Source organism: Aminobacter sp. SR38 (genome assembly GCF_014843375.1).
Classification (GTDB): Bacteria; Pseudomonadota; Alphaproteobacteria; order Rhizobiales; family Rhizobiaceae; genus Aminobacter; species Aminobacter ciceronei.
This window is the reverse complement of record NZ_CP062116.1, coordinates 1-20,659: the sequence shown is the minus strand read 5'-3', so window position 1 is coordinate 20,659 and position 20,659 is coordinate 1. Positions and strand designations below refer to the sequence as shown.

Here is a 20,659-nt window from a genome sequence, read left to right as displayed (position 1 = left end):
GCCCCATGCTTTCGCGGCGGATCTATGCCCGGCGCTCTGCGCTCGCCGGGCTCCTGATCGCCGCGACGCTGTTCTTACTCCTCCTGCAGGGACATATCGGGACAGCCATGACAATTCCGGTCATTATCATAGGCCTGTGCTTTGCAGCCCTGTTTACCGGTCCTTTGGCGGAGATAATCGCCATATGGTCGCGAAATAGGTTCTACACGTCCAGAAGCGGTCATTGGATCGTCTTTCCGCTGACCTTTGCTATCTCTCCCGTCCTGGCGCCGATCATGCTCGTTGTTTCGACAGTACAATTCCTTAAATCGTCGTCCTGATCCGCCGTAGAGCCGACGGAAAGTCGAAGGAGAGTTAGCATGAGCGTCCCAATTCCCGCTAGCGATGCAAGGTGGTGGGCAACTCTGTCTGTTGATACAGCTATTGGAAAAAGAACCGATCGAAATGCGATAATCGGCTATGATCATCAATTGCAATCATTCTTTTGTCACGGGTTTGAGTATTACGACGAAACTACAGGAGCAGATGCGCTTGGCCTCCTGCTAGGAATAGAACATCGGCAATACGTCACTTTCGATGAACGAATTTCTCGTTTGAATGAACTAGGTGTTGACCTCGTCGAGTGGGAATTAGATCATGCATCTACGAACAGCGATATCTAATTTCAATACAGAGTGCCAAATGCTGATATTGGATCGTCAGTTGCTACAAATCGGTGGGTATGCGACCGCTTCAGCCTTCCTGGGCGCAGCTTCGCTTGGATATTCAAAGCCATTTTTGAGCTGGTTTGCTCTTATGGGTGTGGCGATCGTCGCGGCCTTGTTGGTCCGCGCGCCTCATCTGGTCGATCGGTTGAGATTTCAGGATGCGTCCAGTATCGTCTTGGTGAGCGCACTTGCTACGATGCTTGGTGAGGGCCTTTGGCTGGAATTCTTTGCTGCTTGAGACGCTTCGCGCAGGGCTCTTAGAGCCTTGAAAATTCTATGATCTTTTCGCGATTGTGAAGTGAATAGCCAGTTCGCTTGACTTACTTGGTATGGGCTTTTGTGCGTCTGCCAATGGCACCGCCGCCCTATTCGCCGGTTTCACCGGCTCACCGAACCATCCGCACCGCTCGCCAGCCTCAGCAACGGCGTTTCCGGTCTTTTGCTCCGCAAGCCCGTCTCTTGCCTGCTTCGTCAAGGCTCCCGGCACGTCCGTTTCGGCCCATGCGGGTGACGACCGGACTGACGCGGCGATGCCGTCGCTTCGCTCATGCCATCGCAGAATAAAAGCCGGCCGTAGGCCGTCCTATTCGCGTCAACGCGAAAAAGGATGCTCATCATGCATATGAGAAGGCTTGTTCAACTGGCGATATCCGGCGTCTTGGTCCTTGGCTCGTTCGCTTTCGCTGAAGAGCCGGACCGGACCGGACGCCCACAACAGGAACGAGAGACCGATATTTCGGACTCCCGGCAGTCCTACCCCGAGGAATCGACAGAACAATCGCCTGTTCTGCCGCCGCCAGCCCCGCCAAGATCGCCCAAATAATCAGAAACGGAGAGCCGCGTTGCGGCTCCTCATTGTTTGTCTCGAGGGGGAGAGATCGGCCGCCGGTCTCTCCCCCGCAACAGGCAAAACCGGTCTCCCCGTCCTTCCGCGGGCGAGCTCGCCGGCGCCGCCGGCGAACTCCCCCTTGTGCAGGACCAGGTGCGCGGATTTTGCGCGTCCCGCGCGGATCCTCGCAACCTGTCCCTCCGGGCGGGTGATCCCCCTCCGGTTTTGCCTGTTGCCCCCCTCTCTCCGGTCGGATCGCCGACTGCTCGGGAGCAGGAGCCGGGCTCCTGCCCCTCACCGGGACAGGTAGACCGCTTCGCGGATCAGGAGAGATAAACACCATGGCAAAACTCAGCAAAGCACAGCGCAAGGCCCATGCCGAGGCAGAGGCTATCCTGACAAAGGACCGCCTCACCGAGGATGAAAGGGACTTTGTTTTCCAGAACTGGCACGAGGGCGCGAACTTCGAAACAGGTGCAGCCGGGGCATTCTTCACGCCGTGGGACTTGGCCGCAGATTTCCAGATCGATACCCGCAGCGGGCGCGTTATCGACCTTTGCGCTGGCATCGGCATGTTGAGCTATTTCGTTCATCACCGCAGCCTTTGGGGCGGCGGGAAGGGAGCCGATATCACATGCGTTGAAATTAACCCGCGCTATGTGGAGATAGGCCGCAAGCTGTTGCCGGAAGCCCGTTGGATCAATGCCGATGTTTTCGATTGGCGCGAGCTTGATCTAGGCCGGTATGATTGCGCCATTGGCAATCCGCCTTTCGGGCGTGTGAAGCGGCAGGGGACCGGCCCGCGTTATCGCGGTCAGGATTTTGAACTTCACGTCATCGACATTGCCGCCGAGCTTGCCGACTATGGCGCTTTCATCGTGCCGCAGCAGTCCGCCAGCTTCCGCTATTCCGGTACGCAGCTCTACCAACGTCTTGAGAAGGGGCGCGGTGTCGATTTTGAGCGCCAGACCGGCCTTGAAATGGTGGGCGGCGTCGGGATCGATACGGCTTTTTACCGCGATAGCTGGAAGGACGTTGCCCCGATTTGCGAGATCGTTTGCGTTGAATTTGCCGAATGCCGCGAACGCATGGAGGCAGAACGAGACCGGATCGCCGCCCGCCCCATGCCGCCCATGATGCGGCAGGCCGAGCAACTGGCCTTGCTGTAGGGGAGGGCGGGCAATGTCGAAAATCCGTATCAGCCTTCTGGAAGGCTATCACATCACAGCGACCGACAAGCGCCATATCGCGGAAATCCTCCGGCGCGGATGGAGCGAAGGCGTCACCCGTCACCGTCGTTATTCCATAACCGAAAGGGAAGGAGATACCGCCCGCATCGTCATCGAGCGAAAGGAATGGAACGACTTCGGACGCCTCGAAATCCGGCGCAGCAAAGTCATGATACGGATCGGGGGAGGGCAGGGCCATGCGTAAGGGCGACAGCGTTACGGTTTTCGATACCCCCTCAAATCTAGGGGGAAGTTTCACCGTCTCGATTACGAGCGAGACCGACGCGGAAACGGTCGAGGTGCGCGTCTGGTATGGGCGCGCAACGCCGAGCGGTTGGGAGCCTTGGAAGGATTGGGACGGATACACGTTCCAGACCCGCCGCGATCTTCTCACCAATCAGCGCGTCATGCGCTTGCGCAAGCCTTGAGCGAGGAACCCACAATGAGCAGCATCACGATTTTTCAGGCGATGGAGTTTTTCGGGACCGGCGATCCATTCTTCGGCGGGAACGCCGCCGATTGGTGCCTGTACCATCAAGAAGACGGCGGACTTACCTTTGTCGCCAGCCACGAGGCGCAGCGCCGCGAGTTGGTCAAAGCCTATTTCCCGACCGAGGCCGAGGCTCAGGAGGCGGGAGCCGCCGCCAGTGGGCGCAAGGGCCGCGTGTCAGCGTTGCCCGTTACCGCCCGCGCCGAAGTCCCTACCGGTCAAATTCGTTGGCTTGTCGGAAATCGCCATGTTGGAACCGATGATAACGAGCTTTCCGCCGAGTTTCGGAGCAGGGCAGAAGGGGCAGGCGCAGCCGATCCCGATTTAATCGCACAGATCGTCGCCTATGCGCTTGCGTGCCATCGAGCCAATCAGGCCCTTTGCATCGCGTTTCGGTTCTGAGGGCTCAGATATGAGCGGTATGGGGCACAATGGCGGGCCGCTGCTCGATAGCAAGCGGCCCGCAATCGACGGGAAATGCCGTATGTGTCGGCATTGGTGCGCGCCGTCCGAGTCCTGGGAGAGGGAATATCGGCTCTTCAAGATGACCGGCAAAGGCCGGCGTGTGAAGCGGCCGAGCGGGACATGCGACCGCGTGTTGATCAGCGGCAAGGTTTCATTTTCGGCGACGAGCGGCGATTATCGATGTGGGAATTTCGAGGTGAAACAACGGGAAGCGCCAAAGCGCGGCGGTGCTTTCGTCACGATCTGGCAAGGTAATCGCATCATCTGGCAGGGGCCGGAGGAAGATCAACCACCAGAGCAATTAGACTTACTATCGGACTAAAATCAGGAGTTGAGGAAACAGCATGAGCCGTTATTGTATTGAGCTGGATAATAAAGGGCGCACCGACAAGGAAGCCGTTATCGGCTACGACAAGCCCTTGCGGACATTCTTCCTGCACGGGTTCATTCCCGAGGATTCGGACCTTGAGGAGCCGGAAATCTGGCTTGGAGCCTTCCTTGAGGAATTCCCGACGCTGGAATCGCTTGTCGAGGAAGCCCGCAGGCAGGGTTGCGAGATTCGCGGCCTGAAGCATTCGGCCATCGTGTCAATGCTCGAAGAAGCAGGGCAGAAATCCGATCCGAGCGTAGGCGAACGCTTGGGCCTGATCAGATAGACCAGCCATCGCAGCATAGGAGTTGGGCAATGGCTTACGAAATCAGGATCGAGCAGATTGGTGGGGGCGAAATCGCCCTCATGACCCTTCCGAAAGGGTTCGAGAAAGACCCGCTTGTTCTGGCAGACGAGATGCAGCGGCTTTGCCAGAAAGCTTATGAAATGGGCCGTCGGGACGAGCTGGAAGCCGCTCGCGGCCTGTTGGAGCAGCGGCAGCAGGATTTGCGGCGGAACAGCAAATTTTGAAACGGAGGTGAATTTCATGGGAAAGCCTGATCATAAGCCGGAGCGAGGGCCGGTTATACGCGCGGCATCGACCGGGCATGCAGTGACGATCAGCCCCAATCAGAGCGCCGCCTATGAGGCTTATAAGCGGCTTTCGGGCAACGATGGAAAAGTCATGGAAACCGAGGGTGAGGTAGCCGGCGAGCGATAGCCGGCCAGATGACGAGAAGCAGTTTGTAAATGCGGTTGCATACAGCATTGGAATATATCAGGGCCGGGAAGTTTCATTCATTGGAGAAGTGGGCAGAGGGCGAAGTCGATAAGCTTGCGCGGTTCATCGACCATCACTCGCCGCAGACCGCCGAATTTTCCTTCAGCTTCCTTGATCCAGACAAATCGGACGAGACCCTTCAGGTATTCATCGACTTTTCCAACATGCTTTGGGACGAGAATATCGCGCCGATACCCCATGATTTTTTTTGGGTATCGTGGACACAGAAGATATTGGGCGAGGTGATCCAGTTCGCCGCCTTCTGTGAGCGGGTGAACAGCGAGATAGACGGCAATTTCAATGCTCTTGCCGTCAATGTGATGTTTGAGAACAAGCCCCGTACCGGCATGGGTTTCGTCAACCAGACAGGCTATAAGATCACTGGCGATCATAAGCGCGTCCTGATCAGCGGAGCAGATTCCGATTCTGCCGCTCTCATGACAGATAACGGCTTCGGCGTGGTTGCCGCGCTCCTGGGAGCGCTTGCCACCCCGCAAGCCGTGAGGCGTGTAGAAGCCGAACCGGTCAAGCTCAACAAACATCGGGAGAAGAAGGGAAGGCCGCCGATTGCATCGCGGATCGTCATCGATGTCCGCCAGAGCGAAATGATGAGATCCGGATCAGGCGGAGGCGGCGGGTGGAAGGTTAAGCCCCACTGGCGCAGGCCGACCATTCGTACCCTCGCCGATGGACGGAGGATTCCCGTCTCGCCTTGCTGGGTCAATGCACAGGGGGATATCCCGCCGCCAGCTCGCCAATATGTGGTGAAAATATAAGTGCGGAAATTCCGCACATATTGCTTGACAAATGTGCGGAAATTCTGTACTTAATCCCCATGCACACGGTCATTGAAACACCCGCCTATCTGTCATCCGCCAAGGATGAAAATGTGAGTGAGGAGGAGCGCAACGCGATTGTGTCCTTCCTCGCGTCGAATCCGGACGCGGGCGATATCATGGCCGGCACAGGTGGAGCGCGAAAGGTGCGTTTTGGCGGTCGCGGCAAAGGAAAGAGCGGCGGCTATCGGATCATCACCTTCTATGCCGACGAGGATATTCCGGTGTTCTTGCTCGATATCTACAGCAAGGACACGCAGGCAAACCTATCGAAGGCAGATCAAAACGAGCTGCGCAAAATTCTGACAGTCCTTCCGCAAATATGGAGGGAAAGCGTCAGTGAACAGGTGAAGAAACTCAGGAGGCGAAAATGAGCAAGGCAGGATCGCGAATTTTGCAGGGCGCACGGGAAGCTCTTGCTTTTGCCAAGGGCGAGGCCGATCAGGCGGAATATGGCATCCATATCCCGCCACAGGTGGACGTCCGCGCCATTCGTCAGAAAACAGGATTGTCCCAAAAGGCGTTCGCGGCCCGGTACGGATTTTCCTTTGGCCGTGTCCGCGATTGGGAGCAGGGCCGTTCCAATATCGATGCGCCGTCCCGTATCCTTCTCACCATCATCGAGAAGGAACCGGAAGCAGTAGAGCGGGCGCTTTCCGCAGCCTGACTGGCAGGTAAGCCGGTAGCACCGAAGCAAATACGAGAGGAGAAAAGCCATGGCACTAGCCCTCAAGCAGAAGGCCCCGGCCATCACCGCCGATGAAATGGAGCGCCGTCGCAAGATGGTTCGCAGCGCCTTCCGGTCGAACGCTATGGAAGGTCTTCGCCCGAACGCGGCTTGCCAGCCGGTATTTGACGCATTCATTGCCGGCGAGATCGAGCTGGACGAGATGATGCCGCGCGTTAAGTCCATTCTCGGCATCCAGTAGGCATGTCGTTTACGCTCGCCGATGGCGAGACCCTTCGAAACAAGATAGGGGCCGAGACACACGAGGCGCTAGAAGCGGCCGAGCACCCGGTTCTTGCGATCCGGCTGCTCGAACTGCGAAGCGGTCTCGGCCCCGAACCCACTTTCGACACGGCCCATCTTCAGGCGCTTCACAAGCACCTGTTTCAGGATGTTTTCGAATGGGCCGGTCATCTCAGGCACGAAACGTTCACGTTCGCTGACGGCTCGCAGGCTTCCATGCCGGCCATGCACAAGATTGGCGGTAAGGACTTCGCAATCGGCAACGAGATCGACAGAGGCTTGAATAGCCTCATGTCGGATCTCGAATCCCGCAACTTCTTGCGCGGCCTCGATCGTGAAACCTTCGCAACGGAAGCGGCCGACGCCTTCGCCCGGATGAATTCCATCCATCCTTTTCGCGAAGGCAACGGCCGGACTCAGCGTGAATTCTTCGCGGCCCTTGCCGAAAGGGCAGGGCATCCGCTCGAATTCGGCGTGATTTCCGACGAACGCATGACGTTCGTCTCAGTCGCCGCCCATGAGCGCGGCGACCTGGCGCCCATGCGTCGCATGTTCGCGGAAATCACCGACCCCGAGCGCGTGAACGCGCTCGAGGTCGCGCAGCAGGCCATTGAGCGCTTCCGCCCTGTGCAGGCCCCGCACGTCACGGCATGGGATGGTATCTATATGGCGACGACCGAACCGGGGCAGGACTATAGCGGCGTTTTCAGCGGCGCAGCCGGTCCCAATTTCATGATGCAGAGGGATGACGGCGCGATCATTATCGGCAATGTCATCGATCTGCCGGAGCCGCGTCCGGAATCCGGTGCGCGGATCTCCTTCACCTCTTCCGATCCGCGCCAACTCCAACCGGCGCATGAGCAGGCGCAAGCGCCACTCATTGCCGCCGTAAAGGAGTGGCCGCAGAGCGTACAGGAAGCGGTTGAGGCCCGAATCTCGACCCGACCCACGTTGCAGGCCGCAAACAGCCGCCTGGAGGCGGCTGTTCATGCGGTATGGCAGGACCCGCAAGCGGTCCTTGCCGAGCTGCGCAACCGTATCGATGTCGAACGTCGGCCCGTATCCGAATTTGCGCAGGACTTGCGCGCCAACCCGGAGGCTTTCGGCTCGCTCCACGGCAACCGCAGCCTTTTCGGCCGCGACGACGCGGCCCGAGAAAAGGCGCTTGCCGCCGTTCCGCTCGCGGTCGCTGCGCTCCACGATTACGGACAGGTGCGCGGCTCCCTGACCGCCGACCTTACCCGCGACGAAGAGCGCTTTCGCACTCTTATGCGGGAGCCGGTCAACGATCTGTCGCCGGCCGCCCGCGAGCTGGTGGGCCGGATCGAGAAAACGCCCGCTCATGAGTTGGGTGCAGTGCTTGGATCTGGCAACCACGGGCAGGCCTTGAGCGAATTGCGCGGCTTCATCGCCAATGTTCGTGAGCGCTTCGGCGTTCCCGGTTCGCTTGAGCTTGACCGGAACCGTCTGACGCAGGCTATCCCGAATGCCTCGCCGGAACGCCTTGAGGCGTTCACGGCGGGCTTTTCGCGTGCGCAGTTCATCAATTCACGCGCCGAATCCTTCGCCCAGGCGAACACCCTGCAGGTGGCACAAGGCCACCAGCAGGGCCATGAAAGAGGCAAGACCTTCGAGATGTAGCAGACACGGTTGATGCTTTATGCGGCAGTTTGCTAAGTATCGATCATTCCAGTCAGCTATAACGAGGTCTCTGCGCATGAAAATTTTCGCTATTGCGGCCGCCGCCCTCCTTGTCGTGTCGGGCTGCACCACGTCCGACACCACGACGACCAGTGCCGTTCAATCCAGCAATGCCGCTCATGATCTGGCGGCCGTTTGCCTGACCGATACGGGTAAGGCGGTTTCCGAGGGAACGACCTACAAGGGCAAAACATGCAGCAAGCCCGACACGTCGATGGTCTATCCCAAGCCTAATCTCGTTTGGCGCTAAGGAGGGGAGAGGGGACATGAAAACCTGCCTTATCATCGCAGCCACCATCACGGCGCTGACCGCCCCGACGGCGATCGCGCAGACCTTCGAGACCGTCGATAAGAGCCCGGCCGGAGATCGGTTCGAGAAATCGGCCAATTTCGACACACTCGGATTTCGCCCTGGCGATACCATCGAAGACGTGAAATCGAAGCTGAAAGCCGAATTCCCTGACGCCGGCGAGCCGAGGGAGCAACGGCTGAAGGGGAAGATCGCGACGCCCGACGGTGCTCAAGTCGATCTCGATTTCGTCAACGAGATTTCGTTGTCGTCTACCGACGGCCGAAACCAAATCTATGTGGGTATCTCCTCGCAGGTCTACGACAACAGAGCGCTCTCTATCCGCCGCATCTTGGGCTTTGATACCTTCACCACGCGCGATGTCTTCCGTAAGCAGATTGAAGAAAAATACGGCACGCCTTCAATCGTAGACGATAACGACGCAAATAGTTTGCAACTGTTCTATCTATATGCTGATGGCAGGCTGATTTCTCCTAAAGATGCTCCGCGTCGTGGAAATCGGTGCCAAAACGATGTTTGCGACGACTCGAAAATGACATCACCGACATCGCAAAGCCTTGCGGTCGAGACTGCTCAACGGCCATGCGCGGCCTATCTTCGCAGCCAATGGCAATATATGGGAACCTACACCCCACAGGAACGCTTGACGATCGTCAAAGACGATCGGTGCGACGGTATCATGCGGGTCAGTATGCAGAACCTTCAGACGGAACTGAATTCGGCGGAGATCATGCTTGTAGATGTCAAGCGGGCCTACGGCCATCAGACTGCCCTTGATGCTGCGATCGAGGCGAAGCTGAAGCAGGGCGTCGATATGGACAAGGTTGCCAAGCCGCGCCTCTGATCCAATGGCAATGGCCCCGTCAGGGCATGAAATCACGCCCTGACGATCACCGGCGCTCCGATCGGCACGCGCTCATACAGGTCGATCACATCACGGTCAAACATGCGAATGCATCCACTCGAAACGGATTTGCCGATCGAGCTTGGATCATTCGTGCCGTGGATGCGATAGAGCGTGTCCCGGCCGCCCTGGAATAGATAGAGCGCGCGAGCGCCAAGCGGATTCGCTGCTCCCCCTTGAACACCGCCCGCCAGTCGGCCCTTACCGTCAGGATCGGCGGCAATCATGTTCGCCGTCGGTGTCCACTTCGGCCATTCTTCTTTGCGGCCGACCGTGGCCCGACCGCTGAAACTATGGCCTGCTTTACCGACGCCAACGGGGTAGGCGAGCGCCTTGCCGCCGTCCTGGACAAGAAAAAGTTCATGCCGGGAAGGCTCAACTATGACAGTGCCCGCCATCTCGGGGCTCTGTGGTCATTTCTACATTAATACACGCTAAGGGCATTTTGCAGGTGACGGGAAACACATGATTTCCGCTCACCGTGATCGCGGGGCAAACTGGCCACGCAATAGGGCCATTTTTTGCGCGACAAACCCTGTCGGAATGTTAGGCTGTGCGGCAACACCTGATTTGAGGTTTGTCGCACATGTTGATCGGTTACATGCGGGTATCGAGTAGTGACGAGCGCCAGTCGGTTGCCTTGCAGCGCGATGCCCTGCTCGCGGCCGGGGTCGATGAGCGCCATCTCCATCAGGATCGCGCTTCCGGAGCGCGTGATGACCGGCCGGGTCTGAAGGCATGCCTCGGCGAATTGCGCGAAGGCGATGTCCTGGTCGTCTGGAAGATAGATCGGTTAGGCCGGTCACTCTCCCACTTGATCCGTATCGTCGAGGATTTGAAGGAACGTGGTGTCGCCTTCCGATCTCTCACGGAGGCGATCGACACCACGAATTCGCACGGCGCGTTTCTGTTCAACCTGTTCGGCTCGCTTGCAGAATACGAGAGAGTGCTGATCACCGAGCGGGTCAATGCCGGCCTGGCGGCGGCTCGCCGACGTGGCCGTAAGGGCGGGAGACCTCCAACGATCGATGCGGAAAAGGTCGAGCAGGTTCTAGCTGCTTTGGAAGCTGGCGCCAGCAAGGCGTCCGTGTGCCGGACGTTCAAGGTGGCGCGCTCGACCTTGATCGACACGTTGAAGCGGACTGGATGGACAGGCCCCGGCAAGACCGGCACGCCCGAAACCGTAGTTTGACGAGTGACCGTGGCTGATGGCGTTTCTCGATGAGCAATCGCGTGCCGTTTTATTCGAACCACCCGAAGCTTATGAAGATGCGCAAGCGCGCTATGCACTGACTTCCGAGGATATTGTCTTCGTCAAGGAACATCGCCGGTCGCATAATCGGCTTGGCTTTGCGATCCAACTCGCACTGGTGCGTGATCTGGGCCGTCTGCTGCGAATAGGCGAAGTTCCACCTCAGGCGGTTGTCTCTGTTGTCGCCGACCAGCTGGGCATCGACCCTGCAGTGTTCGAGTTCTACGCCCAGCGCGACGAAACGCGCCGGGAACACGCGCGCGAGATCGTCTCTGCACTGGAGCTTCAGCCTGTCCGGACGAGTGACTATCGCGAGTTGATAACGGCGGCGGCACGCGAGGCGGCGGCCACTGAACAAGGTGCGCCGATCGCCAAGGCCGTGATCGAAGCCTTGAAGGAACGAAAGTTGCTCGTTCCTATGCCGGAGCTGCTGATCCGTCTGGCACTGGCCGGCCGGGCGGCGGCGCGTCGACAAGCCTATCGCGAATTGATCCGGGATCTGGAGCAGCCTTCGATCGAGGCGCTTGATCAGCTCCTCGCTGAGCGGGCCGGCGATCGGAGCCACCTTGGCTGGATTGCGGAAGCACCTGAAGGGGCGAAGCTGAAGAACCTCAAAGGCTTGATCGCCCGCCTCGAGGTATTGCGCTCAGCCGCCATTCCCGACGACCGTCGCAAGACGATCCATGCCAATCGCTACGGCATCATCGCCAGGGATGCACGCATTCTGCATGCCCGGGAGATACGACGCCTGACATCCGAACGTCGCTACGCCACGCTGGCCGCCTTCGTCATCGAGAGACAGGCGTCGATCACCGACCTGACGATCGACATGTTCTGCAAAATGATTGGGAGCAACCGCCGCAAGGCCGAGATCAGCCGCACGGAACGCCGGCTAAAAGAGGCCGAGGTTCTTGATGGGGTGGCGCTTGAGCATCTCAAGCTCGGCGAGGCGCTTCTGGCCGCTCGTGCGAGCAAAACCGATCTTGCATCGGCGATCGCAGCCTCCCTCGGCTGGGACGGATTGGTCGCCAGCATGGCGGCAGCCAGATCTGTCGTCCACCCTGATCGCAGTAACGAATTCGACGAGCTCATCAAGCGGCACAAATCGTTGCGCAAGCTGGGCAGACTGATGTTCCGCACGTTCTCGTTCCGGTCGTTTCGTGCTGATGATCCGATCCTTGTAGCAGTGGACCATCTGCGCGCGCTCTATGGCGGCCGGAAATTGCCGGCGCAGGTGCCGCTCGCCTTTCTGACCCGCAAATGGCGACGCTGCGTGCGCCCGAACAGTGCCGATATCGACCTGCGCGCCTGGGAAGTGGCGGTCCTCGTTCACCTGCGAGAGCGTCTGAGGGCCGGTGACATCTGGGTCGAAGGCAGCCGGGCATGGCGCAGTTTCGAGGATTATCTTCTGCCTCGGCCGATCTTCGAGCTGATGCGCGCCGAGGGGCGGCTCGGGCTCGCACTCCCCGACAGCTTTGCCGAATGGCGAGCAGAACGGACCGCCACGCTCGATGCGAAGCTGAAAGAGCTGGCAAAGGCGGCGGCTGCCAATGCTATTCCGGATGCAGCGATTTCCGACAAGGGCCTGTCGATCTCGCCGATCCGCGAGGAGGAGCGCGACAGCATCGTCGCGCTCAGCCGCCGACTATATGTTCTGGTGCCACGGATCAGGATCACCAGCCTGCTTGCCGAGGTGCAAAGCTGGACCAAATTCCTCGACAGCTTCACGCATTATCGTACCGGTGAGACGGCAAACGACGAGGCAGCGCTGATGGCAGCGATCCTTGCCGACGCCACCAATGCCGGAGCCGAACGTATGGCGGAAAGCTCACGCGGCGTCACGATCCACCAGATGATGCTGATGGTGGACAGGCATATGCGATCGGAAACCTACGCCACGGCGACCGCCGTGCTGGTCGATGCGCAGCAGGCCCATCCCTTTGCCGCGATCTGGGGTGACGGCCATATCTCCTCCTCGGACGGACAGTTCTTTCCGGCTGGCGGGCGTGGCGAAGCCAGCCTCGACTACAATGCAAAATACGGCAAGCGACCGGGGGCGTCGATCTATGGCTTCCTGTCCAACCGTTTTGCTTCCTTCTTCTCCCGCATGATCCAGGCATCCGAGGGCGAAGCCCCCTACGTTCTCGACGGCCTCCTTCACAACGAAAGCTCCGTCGAAATCTATGAGCACGCAACCGATACCGCTGGCGCCACCGAAACGACGTTCTCCATGTTCCACGCCTTTGGCTACAGGCTCATTCCCCGTATCCGCAATCTCGGCAATCGCAGGCTCTTTGTCATTGATCGCGATCCGGCTTACGAACCGCTCGACGCGCTGATCGCTGGAACCGTCAACATGGATGTCGTCGAGCACCACTGGGATGAGGTCTTGCGGCTGAAGGCTTCGATCGCTGCAGGTTTGGTGCCGCCTTCCGTCATCCTCAAGAAGCTGGCAGCGTCGCCGCGACAAAACCGGCTGAACCAGGCCCTGCGCGAAATGGGCCGGATAGAACGCTCGATCTTCATCTGCGACTGGCTGCTCGATACGAAACTGCGCCGCAGATCGCATGCGATCCTCAACAAGGGTGAAAGCCGTCATGCTCTCGCACGCGCCATCTTCCTCCACCAGCTCGGCGAATTGCGCAACCGCGTCGCCGAAACCATGGCTTACCGCGCGTCCGGTCTTAACCTCGTCGTCAACGCCATCATCCTGTGGAACACTGTCTATCTCAGCCGTGCTGTCGATTATATCAGCAGTCAGGGTATTATCATTCCGGACGAGCTGCTCTCCCAGGTCGCACCACTACCATGGGCGCATATCGCGCTCACAGGCGACTACCTCTGGAACGAAATTGACCGACCCCTCGAACGCTTCAGGCCAATCCGGGCTAACCGCTTCAATCCAAACAACTTCAAATTCCCTTAGCGTGTATTAATGTAGAAATGCCCACGGAGCCCCCTTCGGTCGAAGTGTGCGGCGATCCGGTTGAAATTGTTCTGACAGCCGATGGACCGAAATGGGGCCTTTAGACTGGGGTTAGCAAGGCAATCATATGCCGCTTGCCGTCTCTTCAGCATCGAGGCCGACATACTTATCAAGGTGCCGGAGCCATTTCCGCTCGATAGCGGCTTCAATGTCGATTTCGTTAGCCCGCAAATATAGAACGAACTGCCCAAACAAATCGGCGGCCTCGCTCTCCAATGCCTCACGAGTACCGCCGGAACCGTCCGAGTTGGGCTTAGCTCTGCCAGCGAGAAGAAGATGCTCCGCCGTCAGTTCGCCGAGTTCTTCGGCTAGCTTCAAAAGATACCAGTCGGCGTTCCGCTCAATATTATGCATTCGGGCATAGAGTTCTCCAACCTGACCAACTCGGTCGCTCAGCTCTCTAAATGTCGCGCTCATTCCATCCCCGGTGGCTATCCAGAACCAGTTTGAGAGACGATATCAAGGATATGTGACACAACAGCCATGGCGACTGCTATCGGCGTTTCAGCGAGATAGCCGACGTGATCACGACCAGGTAGTGTCGCATAAGTCCTGACTTTTCACTGGAAAAATTGCGAGCTGAAATCGCGCTCAAATTCGTAAACGCGGTAGGGACGCCCATTGCTGAGCGCCCCCCGCACAGATCCGTACGTGCGGAATTCCCGCATACGGCTCCTACCTCCGGTGTTTGACGGCGAAGCGATCGCCGGGCCGAGGATGACGGATGAGCGGTTTTGGGAGCCAGTCGTCAGCCAGCTTCTTCATCCGCACCCATGTCATCTTATCTTTTTGGCTGCGTCGTCGGAGCGACCGCCTCCACAGATCAGTGACATAGTGCCGGAATGCCGCCAGCGCCGCGCCATTGTCCGGCACGGCGTGATAGTTGAAGAAACCGGTAACGACCTGCCTCAGCCATTTCCCTTGTTCAGGAATAGGCTGGTGCAGTCGCCGTCTCAACTCCTCTTTTATCTCCTTCAGTCTTGCCTGCATGCGGTCCCGTCTGGTTCGTCGCTTGACGACGAATTTACCCCGGCGGGATTTGCTGCAGATGAAGGTGAAGCCGAGAAAGTTGAAGGTTGCCGGTTTGCCGAGCCCGACTTTACCTCGCTGGGCCGCCGCGAAGCGGCCAAACTCGATGAGACGGGTCTTTTCCGGATGCAACGACAGCGCAAACTCTTGCAGTCGCTTTCGCATCTCATCCTGGAAGCGGCAGGCATCGTTCTCATACTGGAATCCGACCACAATGTCGTCGGCGTACCGTATGATGATCATGTCGCCCTTGGCCTTCTGCCGTCTCCAGCGGGCAGCCCACAGGTCGAACACGTAGTGCAGGTAGATGTTGGCCAGGAGCGGCGATGCCACCGAGCCCTGTCCAGTCCCCGTCTCACTAACCGTTACCACCCCATCTTCCAGAATTCCCGCCTTCAGCCATTTCTGGATCAGGCGGATGATACGCTGGTCGCCAATCCGATGGTTCAGGAAGCGGACCAGCCAGTTTTGGTCGACCGCATCGAAGAACGCTTGGATATCGGCGTCCAGTATGTAGTTCACCTTCCGGTCGTTCAGCCCAACCATGAGAGCGTCCAGCGCATCGTGCTGGCCGCGCTCAGGGCGGAACCCATACGAGAAGCCAAGGAAGTCTTCCTCGTAAATCCCGTTGAGCACCGCAATTGTTGCCCTTTGGACGATCTTGTCCTCGATGGCAGCAATCGCAAGCGGGCGTAGTCGCCCATCTGCCTTGGGTATGAACCGCCGCCGAGACGGCTGAGCCCGGTACGTGCCCCTATGGACCCGTTCGTGCAGTGCCTTGATGTTGGTATCAAGGTCTGCCTCGTAGTCTTGCCACGTCACTCCATCCGCACCGGCCGCCGCGCCGCGCCTTAAGGCGTAGAAGGACATCCGAAGCAATTCTGGGGTGATGTGGTGATACAGGGCGGTGAACCGCTCCGTCTTCCTTTGCCTTGCGGCATTCCGTACGCGTTCGAGCGCCTGTGACACACTTTCCCGGTCCTGAGCCCGGCGCGTGCTTTGCTCGTTCGCGTTCCCCTTGGTCCCGGCCCTTGGCTCCCCCGGCTCCGCCACCGGCTCTCCGGTGTTGTTCGTCGGGTTCACAGCTACTATGGCCGAGTCTGACTTCTCATGTCCGTTCATCATCGGCTACGGCTCCTCGCCTTCCCGATGCGGACCGCACGTGGCATCAGCCATGTTCGGTCGGGCATGAGATCTCCCGGTTCCCATGCAAGGAGCGTCTGCACATGCCAGGGTCTGCGACCACGCCGGGTCGTCCGAGCACTTGCGATAGCGTGCTCGTGCGTATTGCCTTCCGTCTTGCGAACAACGTCGGCACCCGGAACCATGACTATTTCGCGGCTCGATGGCTGGCCTATGCATTCCCCTGCCGACGCTTCGCCGACGTCCTCACGGACGCCGACGCACGGCTCGGGGCCGGTGTGGGTCGCTAATCCTTCACCAAAATGGACTTTCACCATATACTCCTTGCCGGTCTCCCGGCGCACTCGCAAATGTCGGTCGTAAAAGTCCGCCTGAAGCGGGTGACTTTTGCGACAGCGTTCTGCCCCCGCATCACTTTTGGGTACACCCTGGAGTGACAGTCAAATGTGACGTGCGGTATATGTAACAAAAGGGTGGATTTTCGATCAAAGTGACGTTACACAATCGAAACTACCCTAATGTTACAGAATCGCCATGGCCCGCATCGGATACGCTCGCGTCAGCACTACAGATCAGGACCTCGATATTCAGAACGAGCGTCTGAAGGCTGCTGGTTGCGAAATCATTCGCTCGGAAACCGGATCAGGAGCGTCCCGAAAGGGGCGGTCGGAGCTGGAAACCATAATGCAGTTTTTGCACGCGGGCGACGAACTTGTGGTTCTGCGGCTTGATCGGCTCGGCCGTTCCACCCGCGACGTTCTCAATCTCGTTCATGAGCTTGACGAAAAGGGCGCGTCACTCCGCATTCTTGAGCCCGAAGTCACGACAGCCGGAAGCATGGGGCGAATGGTCATCACCATCCTCGGCATGGTCGCCGACATGGAACTCAAGTTCATCAAAGACAGGCAACGGGCGGGCATCGAAGCGGCAAAAGCTGAAGGCATCTACACGGGCAGGAAGAAGAATGTCGATGACGCAGAAATCCGCAGGCGGATTGCGGCTGGCGCAACGAAAGCCGCCGTTGCTCGTCAACTGAGCATTTCCAGAATGACTGTCTACCGCGCCTTGGAGGGCCAAGGTTCACCGTCAGTCTCTATCTGATCACGAGTTCTCTACCTGTTCTTTGAGTTGGCCAAAATCGCAGCTTCGGGCCGACTGCGCCATCTGGACAAGCTTCTCGATCCGCGTGAGGGGACAAGCGTGACCATTCTTGCCTGGGCGAGAACGCCGGCATTGTCGCCAGCCGCCGTCAACCTCGACAGAATTGCCGAGCGCATTCGCTTTCTCCGGTCTCTGAACCTGCCGACGACGTTGATGGATCGAATTCCGGCCAAGGTCTTTGACGAATTTGCTGCAGAGGGGACGCGAATGAGCGCGCAGCATCTGCGCGACCTTAACACCGAACGCCGACATGCTGTCCTGGCTGCAACAGTGCTCCACCTTTCCCGCCATCTCACCGATTGCGCGATCGACATGTTCAAGAAACTCATGGGCATCCTGACGCGGCGAGCCAATAACCAGGCGGCTGCTCGCGTCACCCGATCCGTTCGGGAAGTGCAGACGCCGTTGAAGGACGTTTCAAAAGTCTGCCATGCGATCATCAAGGCTAGAGAGAAGGGTGAGGACATGGCCAAAGCGCTTGATCTGGTCATCCAATGGCCAGCTTTTACAACCAGTGTCCAGGCGGTTGATACGCTGATCGCGCCGGATGTTATCGACGGTAAAATCGAAATGCTCCAGCGCTATCCGACGATCAGGAAACTGGCGCCACAGTTTCTCTCCACTCTCGTGTTTCGCGGTCACGCAGTGGCGGCGAACCTCTTGCGGGCGCTATCCGTGGTCGCGGGTCTATATCGTACGGGCAAAAGGACCATACCCGACAAGGCACCGATCTCCTTTGCGCCGAAGGGCTGGATGCCTCTCATACTCAAAGATGGAAAGATTGATCGCAGGGCTTATGAGCTTTGCCTGTTCAGCGAATTGAAGCGCCGGCTCGATGCGGGCGATGTCTGGGTGGAAGGAGCCAAACGCTTCCAGTCTTTCGAAAGCTTTCTCATTCCCACGCCGACATTCGAGCTGATGCGTGAGGAAGGACCGCTTCCAATCGCCGTTGATACCGATGTCGAGACGTATCTTCGCCAACAGCGCCAGCTGCTGAACGATGGACTGGCTGACCTCTCGCGTCTGGCCGCAGCCGGCGAGCTCGACGATGTAGAACTGACCGGGGCGGGGTTTAGCGTCACGCCGCACAAGGCTATGTTTCCGGACATCGCCAAGTCGCTGAAGCTAAAGGTGGAAAGCCGTCTGCCTGCGATCCGCATCACTGACCTTTTGCTCGAGGTTGACGCCCGAACGGAATTTTCGAACGCCTTTACCCATTTGCGCAGCGGTCGGACGGCCGACAACAAGCTTGCGCTCCTCACCGCCATCCTGGCGGACGGCATCAATCTCGGTCTCACGAGAATGGCGGACGTTTCCCCCGGCATTACGATGCGCCAACTCGCCTGGGCGCACGACTGGCATATTCGCGAGGAAGGTTACACGGCCGCGCACGCCATTCTCGTCAACGCCCAGAGGCAATTGCCTCTGGCAAGCTTGTGGGGCGATGGAACAACGTCATCCTCCGATGGCCAGTATTTTCCGGCGGGCGGACACGCCGAGGCGATCGGCGACCTCAACGGCCGCTATGGTCCCAACCCCGGCGCCAAATTCTACCGGTTCACCTCTGACCAGTACGGCGCTTTCTACATCATCGCCATGAATGCCAATGCGAGCGAAGCCATCTATGTCCTCGATGGACTGCTCTATCATGGCAGCGATCTCGCCATCGAAACCCACTATGTCGATACCGGCGGGGTAAGCGATATGAGCTTCGCCCTTTGCCATCTCGTTGGTTTCCAGATTGTGCCTCGGCTGCGCGGTCTCAAGGATCGCAAGCTCTATCTCTTCCCGGGCGACGCGCCTCCCGAAAACCTGGCGCCGCTCGTTGGCGAGCACATCAACGTCGAGCGGATCAAGGCAAACTGGAACGACATCCTGCGGCTGGTCACGACGATCCGTTCCGGGCAGGTTCGGCCTTCGACGGTGTTGGCAAAGCTGTCCGCATTCCCACGCCAGAACGGACTGGCGTTGGCGCTACGCGATCTCGGTCGCATCAATCGGTCCATCTTTCTGCCCCAGTGGTGGCAGAACCCCGAAATGCGCAGGAACGCGACGGTCGGCCTCAACAAGAGCGAATCCCAGAACACCTTGGCCCGCGCACTGTTCTTCAATCGCCTCGGAGAATTGCGCGACCGGACTTTCGAGAGCCAGTTCTACCGAGCATCTGGACTGAACCTGCTAATCAACGCCATCGTCTACTGGAACACACTCTATCTCGAACCGGCGTTCGCCGAGCTCAACCGAGATGGCATTCCCACGCCGCTTGACATCATCAAACACATTACCCCACTCGGCTGGCAGCACATCAGTCTCACCGGCGATTACATCTGGACCCCAACAGACGGCGTTGATCTCAGGCCATTGCGGCGCGAAACATCTATCCTCGCAGCGTGATCACCATACGTTCTCAAAAGTCGGACAGGTCCAACACTTTCGTGTCGTGACGCCATCTTGGCGAGGTGATAAAGAGAGCAGCGAAGCTTGCGGTTGATGGAAACACATACATTCGCGAAGCGGCAGAAACCGATGAAGAATTGCAGTTGGAAACCTCCCGTCTGAAAGCGAAAAGGAAGCAGAAAAAGAACCGGAGAAGGCGGAGATAGCCGCTGGCTGCCTTCCGTCGAAACGCGGAGTGCTGCGCCGATCGGATCGACCGATCGCCACAGCTTATGAAAGAAGGGGCATAGCCCCCCTCTCAATCTCACCCCATGAGGGCAGGGCGGTTCGCCCCTCCCTCAAACACCCTCCCATGGGAAGGAGGGACGGTTCCCTCCTCCTCCTTCCCAAACCCTTCCACCTCTCCCTGGACGGTGGGAAACGATGCCCGCGGATTCGCCAGCATCAAGAGAATCAGTCATTGATGATGAGTGCCGGAAATGTGCGTATGCCGGCCTCGATGATGCGATTGCGCTTGTGCGACAATGCGATCCCACAGGCCACGGGTTTAAAAAAACCTTACGAAGCAAGCGCTTGTCTTGTCGTGACCGGTTCGCTTGAAGCTGTAACTCGGAAAATTTCCCGAATCATTTTGCTTTATCAAGCAAATCGGTTAGCGTTTGCGGCTAACGCGATTGCGAGTCGTGTGTGATTTGAAACGAGGAGAAACCCCAACCCGGAAAAAGTAAACCCCGACGCAGCAAGCTACATCGGGGGGAAAGGAAACGATCTTAGAAGCGATTGGCGTCGCTCCGAGAGACCTCAAAAACTCAAGTCTCAATCTAAGGCTCCTTTCCCTCACTGTCAATATCGAGCGCAGCTTTTGCGAACGGGTGAGCTTTGCCCGGATTTCAGAAAGGAATCCGATGCAAACCATCGCCAGTTTCAGAAGGGTGACACCTGGCATTCTTGCCAGTGCTGCCCTTGCCATGAGGGAAGACAGCAAGCCCGCGACCAAGGCACAGGTCGCGAGCGCGCTGAAGAAATGCGCGGGTCGCCTTGGCATCAAAGGCTACCCCTATCAGATCCTAGATACGCTTCTTGCGATCTCGCCGGCCGA

General features: G+C 58.4%; 23 protein-coding genes and 1 pseudogene. 21 read left to right on the top strand and 3 right to left on the bottom strand.

Features of this window, described 5'->3' with window-relative positions; translation table 11 throughout:
• Positions 1-359 precede the first annotated feature (359 nt).
• The 16 genes from IG197_RS31925 (at position 360) to IG197_RS31850 (ending at position 9,532) form a co-directional block, all read left to right on the top strand.
• On the top strand, positions 360-662 hold the full coding sequence (locus IG197_RS31925) for a hypothetical protein (protein ID WP_192321022.1): 303 nt from the start codon (positions 360-362) through the stop codon (positions 660-662).
• A gap of 19 nt (positions 663-681) precedes the next feature.
• The gene (locus IG197_RS31920) at positions 682-945 is read left to right on the top strand and encodes a hypothetical protein (RefSeq protein ID WP_192321021.1); all 264 of its coding nucleotides are present in this window, start codon (positions 682-684) and stop codon (positions 943-945) included.
• A 932-nt stretch (positions 946-1,877) separates the two neighbouring features.
• Entirely contained in the window at positions 1,878-2,705 is an 828-nt protein-coding gene (locus tag IG197_RS31915; RefSeq protein WP_192321019.1) for a methyltransferase, read from the top strand.
• A 13-nt stretch (positions 2,706-2,718) separates the two neighbouring features.
• Positions 2,719-2,970, top strand: coding sequence for a hypothetical protein (locus IG197_RS31910; protein ID WP_192321017.1), 252 nt, complete (start codon positions 2,719-2,721; stop codon positions 2,968-2,970).
• Positions 2,963-3,193, top strand: coding sequence for a hypothetical protein (locus tag IG197_RS31905; RefSeq protein ID WP_192321015.1), 231 nt, complete (start codon positions 2,963-2,965; stop codon positions 3,191-3,193). Before IG197_RS31910 ends, IG197_RS31905 begins: the two co-directional genes overlap by 8 nt.
• A 14-nt stretch (positions 3,194-3,207) precedes the next feature.
• Positions 3,208-3,657, top strand: a complete 450-nt coding sequence (locus tag IG197_RS31900) for a hypothetical protein (RefSeq protein WP_246765494.1) — start codon at positions 3,208-3,210, stop codon at positions 3,655-3,657.
• Positions 3,658-3,799: 142 nt separating this feature from the next.
• Complete coding sequence (locus IG197_RS36975) at positions 3,800-4,042, top strand: hypothetical protein (RefSeq protein ID WP_371746602.1); 243 nt, start codon at positions 3,800-3,802, stop codon at positions 4,040-4,042.
• A gap of 22 nt (positions 4,043-4,064) precedes the next feature.
• Positions 4,065-4,376: a hypothetical protein gene (locus IG197_RS31890; protein ID WP_192321012.1), complete on the top strand. Its 312-nt coding sequence runs from the start codon at positions 4,065-4,067 to the stop codon at positions 4,374-4,376.
• Between the two features lie 29 nt (positions 4,377-4,405).
• Positions 4,406-4,621: a hypothetical protein gene (locus IG197_RS31885; RefSeq protein ID WP_192321010.1), complete on the top strand. Its 216-nt coding sequence runs from the start codon at positions 4,406-4,408 to the stop codon at positions 4,619-4,621.
• 219 nt (positions 4,622-4,840) lie between these two features.
• Positions 4,841-5,647, top strand: a complete 807-nt coding sequence (locus IG197_RS31880) for a hypothetical protein (protein ID WP_192321008.1) — start codon at positions 4,841-4,843, stop codon at positions 5,645-5,647.
• A gap of 59 nt (positions 5,648-5,706) precedes the next feature.
• Entirely contained in the window at positions 5,707-6,081 is a 375-nt protein-coding gene (locus tag IG197_RS31875; RefSeq protein ID WP_192321089.1) for a type II toxin-antitoxin system RelE/ParE family toxin, read from the top strand.
• Entirely contained in the window at positions 6,078-6,374 is a 297-nt protein-coding gene (locus IG197_RS31870) for a DNA-binding transcriptional regulator (RefSeq protein WP_192321006.1), read from the top strand. Before IG197_RS31875 ends, IG197_RS31870 begins: the two co-directional genes overlap by 4 nt.
• Before the next feature lie 49 nt (positions 6,375-6,423).
• A complete protein-coding gene (locus IG197_RS31865; RefSeq protein WP_192321005.1) occupies positions 6,424-6,636 on the top strand; it encodes a hypothetical protein in 213 nt (70 codons plus the stop codon).
• A 2-nt stretch (positions 6,637-6,638) separates the two neighbouring features.
• Positions 6,639-8,318: a Fic family protein gene (locus IG197_RS31860; protein ID WP_192321003.1), complete on the top strand. Its 1,680-nt coding sequence runs from the start codon at positions 6,639-6,641 to the stop codon at positions 8,316-8,318.
• A gap of 76 nt (positions 8,319-8,394) precedes the next feature.
• Entirely contained in the window at positions 8,395-8,628 is a 234-nt protein-coding gene (locus IG197_RS31855) for a hypothetical protein (protein ID WP_192321001.1), read from the top strand.
• Between the two features lie 16 nt (positions 8,629-8,644).
• Positions 8,645-9,532 (top strand): hypothetical protein, encoded by an 888-nt coding sequence (locus IG197_RS31850; RefSeq protein ID WP_192320999.1) that lies wholly within the window; start codon positions 8,645-8,647, stop codon positions 9,530-9,532.
• A 32-nt stretch (positions 9,533-9,564) separates the two neighbouring features.
• On the opposite strand, the gene IG197_RS31845 is transcribed toward IG197_RS31850, so the two are convergent.
• The gene (locus tag IG197_RS31845; protein ID WP_192320997.1) at positions 9,565-9,990 is read right to left on the bottom strand and encodes a L,D-transpeptidase; all 426 of its coding nucleotides are present in this window, start codon (positions 9,988-9,990) and stop codon (positions 9,565-9,567) included.
• Between the two features lie 188 nt (positions 9,991-10,178).
• Here IG197_RS31845 and IG197_RS31840 point away from each other — a divergent pair, with 188 nt between their 5' ends.
• Both IG197_RS31840 and IG197_RS31835 read left to right on the top strand, forming a co-directional pair.
• Complete coding sequence (locus IG197_RS31840; protein WP_003501158.1) at positions 10,179-10,784, top strand: recombinase family protein; 606 nt, start codon at positions 10,179-10,181, stop codon at positions 10,782-10,784.
• Positions 10,785-10,800: 16 nt separating this feature from the next.
• Complete coding sequence (locus IG197_RS31835) at positions 10,801-13,770, top strand: Tn3 family transposase (RefSeq protein WP_003501156.1); 2,970 nt, start codon at positions 10,801-10,803, stop codon at positions 13,768-13,770.
• Positions 13,771-13,893: 123 nt separating this feature from the next.
• On the opposite strand, the gene IG197_RS31830 is transcribed toward IG197_RS31835, so the two are convergent.
• Together IG197_RS31830 and ltrA are read right to left on the bottom strand one after the other, a co-directional pair.
• Positions 13,894-14,247, bottom strand: a complete 354-nt coding sequence (locus IG197_RS31830) for a hypothetical protein (RefSeq protein ID WP_246765493.1) — start codon at positions 14,245-14,247, stop codon at positions 13,894-13,896.
• Between the two features lie 258 nt (positions 14,248-14,505).
• Positions 14,506-15,984, bottom strand: coding sequence for a group II intron reverse transcriptase/maturase (ltrA, locus tag IG197_RS31825; RefSeq protein ID WP_192320995.1), 1,479 nt, complete (start codon positions 15,982-15,984; stop codon positions 14,506-14,508).
• A gap of 552 nt (positions 15,985-16,536) precedes the next feature.
• Between ltrA and IG197_RS31820 the strand changes: the two genes are divergently transcribed.
• From IG197_RS31820 to IG197_RS31810, 3 genes and pseudogenes are all read left to right on the top strand, one after another.
• Positions 16,537-17,103, top strand: a complete 567-nt coding sequence (locus tag IG197_RS31820) for a recombinase family protein (protein ID WP_192320993.1) — start codon at positions 16,537-16,539, stop codon at positions 17,101-17,103.
• A 15-nt stretch (positions 17,104-17,118) separates the two neighbouring features.
• Positions 17,119-19,557 (top strand): Tn3 family transposase, encoded by a 2,439-nt coding sequence (locus IG197_RS31815; RefSeq protein ID WP_371746604.1) that lies wholly within the window; start codon positions 17,119-17,121, stop codon positions 19,555-19,557.
• 908 nt (positions 19,558-20,465) lie between these two features.
• A pseudogene (locus IG197_RS31810) lies at positions 20,466-20,659 on the top strand (plasmid replication protein RepCa2); the annotation flags it as partial.

What these genes read in the sequence shown, in the direction of transcription:
- IG197_RS31925 (WP_192321022.1), top strand. Translation starts at nt 360, where the DNA reads ATGAGCGTCCCAATTCCCGCTAGCGATGCAAGGTGGTGGGCAACTCTG.
- IG197_RS31875 (WP_192321089.1), top strand. Translation starts at nt 5,707, where the DNA reads ATGCACACGGTCATTGAAACACCCGCCTATCTGTCATCCGCCAAGGAT.
- IG197_RS31840 (WP_003501158.1), top strand. Translation starts at nt 10,179, where the DNA reads ATGTTGATCGGTTACATGCGGGTATCGAGTAGTGACGAGCGCCAGTCG.
- IG197_RS31855 (WP_192321001.1), top strand. Translation starts at nt 8,395, where the DNA reads ATGAAAATTTTCGCTATTGCGGCCGCCGCCCTCCTTGTCGTGTCGGGC.
- IG197_RS31860 (WP_192321003.1), top strand. Translation starts at nt 6,639, where the DNA reads ATGTCGTTTACGCTCGCCGATGGCGAGACCCTTCGAAACAAGATAGGG.
- IG197_RS31910 (WP_192321017.1), top strand. Translation starts at nt 2,719, where the DNA reads ATGTCGAAAATCCGTATCAGCCTTCTGGAAGGCTATCACATCACAGCG.
- ltrA (WP_192320995.1), bottom strand. Translation starts at nt 15,984, where the DNA reads ATGATGAACGGACATGAGAAGTCAGACTCGGCCATAGTAGCTGTGAAC.
- IG197_RS31830 (WP_246765493.1), bottom strand. Translation starts at nt 14,247, where the DNA reads ATGAGCGCGACATTTAGAGAGCTGAGCGACCGAGTTGGTCAGGTTGGA.
- IG197_RS31835 (WP_003501156.1), top strand. Translation starts at nt 10,801, where the DNA reads ATGGCGTTTCTCGATGAGCAATCGCGTGCCGTTTTATTCGAACCACCC.
- IG197_RS31905 (WP_192321015.1), top strand. Translation starts at nt 2,963, where the DNA reads ATGCGTAAGGGCGACAGCGTTACGGTTTTCGATACCCCCTCAAATCTA.
- IG197_RS31845 (WP_192320997.1), bottom strand. Translation starts at nt 9,990, where the DNA reads ATGGCGGGCACTGTCATAGTTGAGCCTTCCCGGCATGAACTTTTTCTT.
- IG197_RS31920 (WP_192321021.1), top strand. Translation starts at nt 682, where the DNA reads ATGCTGATATTGGATCGTCAGTTGCTACAAATCGGTGGGTATGCGACC.
- IG197_RS31890 (WP_192321012.1), top strand. Translation starts at nt 4,065, where the DNA reads ATGAGCCGTTATTGTATTGAGCTGGATAATAAAGGGCGCACCGACAAG.
- IG197_RS31820 (WP_192320993.1), top strand. Translation starts at nt 16,537, where the DNA reads ATGGCCCGCATCGGATACGCTCGCGTCAGCACTACAGATCAGGACCTC.
- IG197_RS31850 (WP_192320999.1), top strand. Translation starts at nt 8,645, where the DNA reads ATGAAAACCTGCCTTATCATCGCAGCCACCATCACGGCGCTGACCGCC.
- IG197_RS31870 (WP_192321006.1), top strand. Translation starts at nt 6,078, where the DNA reads ATGAGCAAGGCAGGATCGCGAATTTTGCAGGGCGCACGGGAAGCTCTT.
- IG197_RS31915 (WP_192321019.1), top strand. Translation starts at nt 1,878, where the DNA reads ATGGCAAAACTCAGCAAAGCACAGCGCAAGGCCCATGCCGAGGCAGAG.
- IG197_RS31900 (WP_246765494.1), top strand. Translation starts at nt 3,208, where the DNA reads ATGAGCAGCATCACGATTTTTCAGGCGATGGAGTTTTTCGGGACCGGC.
- IG197_RS31880 (WP_192321008.1), top strand. Translation starts at nt 4,841, where the DNA reads ATGCGGTTGCATACAGCATTGGAATATATCAGGGCCGGGAAGTTTCAT.
- IG197_RS31885 (WP_192321010.1), top strand. Translation starts at nt 4,406, where the DNA reads ATGGCTTACGAAATCAGGATCGAGCAGATTGGTGGGGGCGAAATCGCC.
- IG197_RS31865 (WP_192321005.1), top strand. Translation starts at nt 6,424, where the DNA reads ATGGCACTAGCCCTCAAGCAGAAGGCCCCGGCCATCACCGCCGATGAA.
- IG197_RS36975 (WP_371746602.1), top strand. Translation starts at nt 3,800, where the DNA reads ATGACCGGCAAAGGCCGGCGTGTGAAGCGGCCGAGCGGGACATGCGAC.